Raw genomic sequence first — 2172 nt, forward strand, 5'->3', positions numbered from 1 at the left:
ACGACCGCAACATCGTCGGCATCGCCGGGGAAGACCTGTTTGGCCCAGGCGAGGTCCGGATAGGCGACGATGTTCCAATTGATGTCGAAGCCGGTGATCTTTTCCAACGCCGGCTGATAAGCCATCGAATTGGCCTTGTTGGCGCGCGCCACTTTCGCCGGATCCTGTGCGGAGAGCAGCGACGGATCCTCGCCGCGCACCGCAAGCCTGGCCGCATTGTTGGAGAAGGCCTTCGCCATGCCTTCATAGAGCCAGCCGGCGGCGCGGTCGAAGCTCGCATCGGCGCCGAAGCGGTAGCGCGCCAGCGTCATCTCGTCATCGTTGAAGATCGGCGTCACCAGGCCGGCGCCGGCCTTGTAGGCATGCTCGACGATCCGCCTGGTTAGCGGCAGTGCCGCGATCGATGACGTCAGCACCAGATCCTGCCCTGGCTGCAATTGCAGCCCGACCTTGATGGCGACTTCCGCCAGCCTGTCGAGCTTCACCGGGTCGATTGATGCGGAAACGCCGCGCGAATGTGTGGTCATGATCCTGCCTGTCGTAGTTTGATGTCCGACCTACCATAGAGCGGCGGCGCGGCGCTTTCCACCGCGATCGCGCCGGCGGGTTTTGGGTTTGCGGACCCGAACCGCGCCATGGTTGCTTCGATCTCTTCCCTGATCCAGACCTTGAAATCCCGGACCTTGCGGCTTTCCGCCTTGACGGACGAGGTCACCAGCCAATAGCCGAGCCCGCTCTGGGCGCGGATACCGAAAGGCGCCACCAGCCGCCCGTCGGCCAGCGCATCCGCGGCGAGCAATTGCCAGCCCAGCATCACGCCGTGGCCGGCAATCGCCGATTCCAGGCACAGCATCGGGTCGGTGAAACGCGCACCCTTGAGGAAGCTGACAGGTGGGACGCCGGCCGTCTCGAACCAGCTTTCCCAGTTGATCATTGCTCGCTCGTCGGTGATCGCGCAGGTCTGGGCAAGGTCCTCGATCGACTTCAGTTTTTGGGCAATCGCCGGCGCGCAGACCGGGAAGACTTCCTGCGCCAAGAGCAGTTCCGTGCGCCCGCCCGGCCATTTGCCGTCGCCAAGCCGGATGGCGATGTCGATGTCTGAGTGATCGAGATTGACCAGCCGCACCGAAGCGTCGATGCGCAGCAGCACGTTGGGATGCCGGTCGAAGTGGCGAGATAGTCTGGGCAACAGCCACTTCGAGGCAAAGGCCGGCGCCACCGAAACCACCAATGTGCATTGCGTAGCCTCGTCGGCCAGCGCCACGGCCTGGGAAAGCTCACGAAATCCAGCACCAAGGCGGGCCGCGAAGACGGCGCCGAATTCGGTCAGCACCAGACCGCTCGCCGTTCGCTCGAACAGCGCCTGGCCGAGCTGTTTTTCGGTACGGCTTATCTGCTGGCTGCGGAAACGTTGAGCTCACCGGCGGCCGCCGCCAGCGATCCGAGACGGGCAACGGTTTCGACGGCGCGCAGGCCGTTGAGGTGGACGCGGTTGAGCATGGCCATTGAGTTTTTCTAAACTGATCCGGCTGAAATCTCAATTGAAAGGCATGTCGAAACGGCGGATTTTATCGGAAGAGACAGACCTGTGGAGCCGGAAATGCTGAGGATCTTGTCGTCGTCGCTGAAGGTCTTTTTCGCTGCGAGTACGCCGTATGAGCCGCACCCGGACAGCGAAACGCAGAGATGGCTGACCGATCCGCTTTCGCATCCGGTGCTGAACACCATGTCGGAACGCGAACTGGGCGATGTGCCGTTCAGGCTGACGGCACGGCGGACAGTGCACGAGACGGCCCCGTTGCACGCCGGCGGCCGCTGCTGAGCAGCCGCCAAGCGTTCCGGCTTGAGGAAAGTCGAGGCGAGCACCACGTCCCGCGCACGCGCTGGCCCAACAGATGGCGATTGTTTCAGCGACCCCTGCACTTATTGTGCAGTGCAATGACATCAGCCACCTCGACAGCGCTGCGTTTCGCCTTCGCCGGCATGATTGCCATGGCGGTTGCCATGGGCATCGGCCGTTTCGTCTACACGCCGATCCTGCCCGGCATGATGCAGGAATTGCATCTGTCGCCTGCCGATGCCGGTTGGATCGCGTCGGCCAATTATCTCGGTTATCTCGTCGGCGCGTTGGCAGCGGCGGGCGGCTGGGCGCATGGGCGCGAGCGCCTGCTG

General features: G+C 63.4%; 3 protein-coding genes and 1 pseudogene. 2 read left to right on the plus strand and 2 right to left on the minus strand.

Features of this window, described 5'->3' with window-relative positions; all coding sequences use genetic code 11:
- Together ENZ74_RS29885 and ENZ74_RS29890 are read right to left on the minus strand one after the other, a co-directional pair.
- A partial coding sequence (locus ENZ74_RS29885; RefSeq protein ID WP_164761314.1) for an aminopeptidase occupies window positions 1–527 on the minus strand: 527 nt, incomplete at its 3' end.
- A pseudogene (locus ENZ74_RS29890) lies at window positions 524–1506 on the minus strand (LysR substrate-binding domain-containing protein). The gene ENZ74_RS29885 and the pseudogene ENZ74_RS29890, both read right to left, overlap by 4 nt.
- A gap of 94 nt (window positions 1507–1600) precedes the next feature.
- Between ENZ74_RS29890 and ENZ74_RS29895 the strand changes: the two are divergent.
- Both ENZ74_RS29895 and ENZ74_RS29900 read left to right on the plus strand, forming a co-directional pair.
- Window positions 1601–1822, plus strand: coding sequence for a hypothetical protein (locus ENZ74_RS29895; protein ID WP_063167643.1), 222 nt, complete (start codon window positions 1601–1603; stop codon window positions 1820–1822).
- 116 nt (window positions 1823–1938) lie between these two features.
- Window positions 1939–2172 (plus strand): YbfB/YjiJ family MFS transporter (locus tag ENZ74_RS29900; protein ID WP_127313218.1); only part of this gene is annotated, 234 nt, incomplete at its 3' end.

Origin of the sequence: Mesorhizobium sp. M7A.F.Ca.CA.002.15.2.1, from assembly GCF_003998715.1 — a bacterium.
In the GTDB taxonomy this organism is placed as follows: Bacteria; Pseudomonadota; Alphaproteobacteria; order Rhizobiales; family Rhizobiaceae; genus Mesorhizobium; species Mesorhizobium ciceri.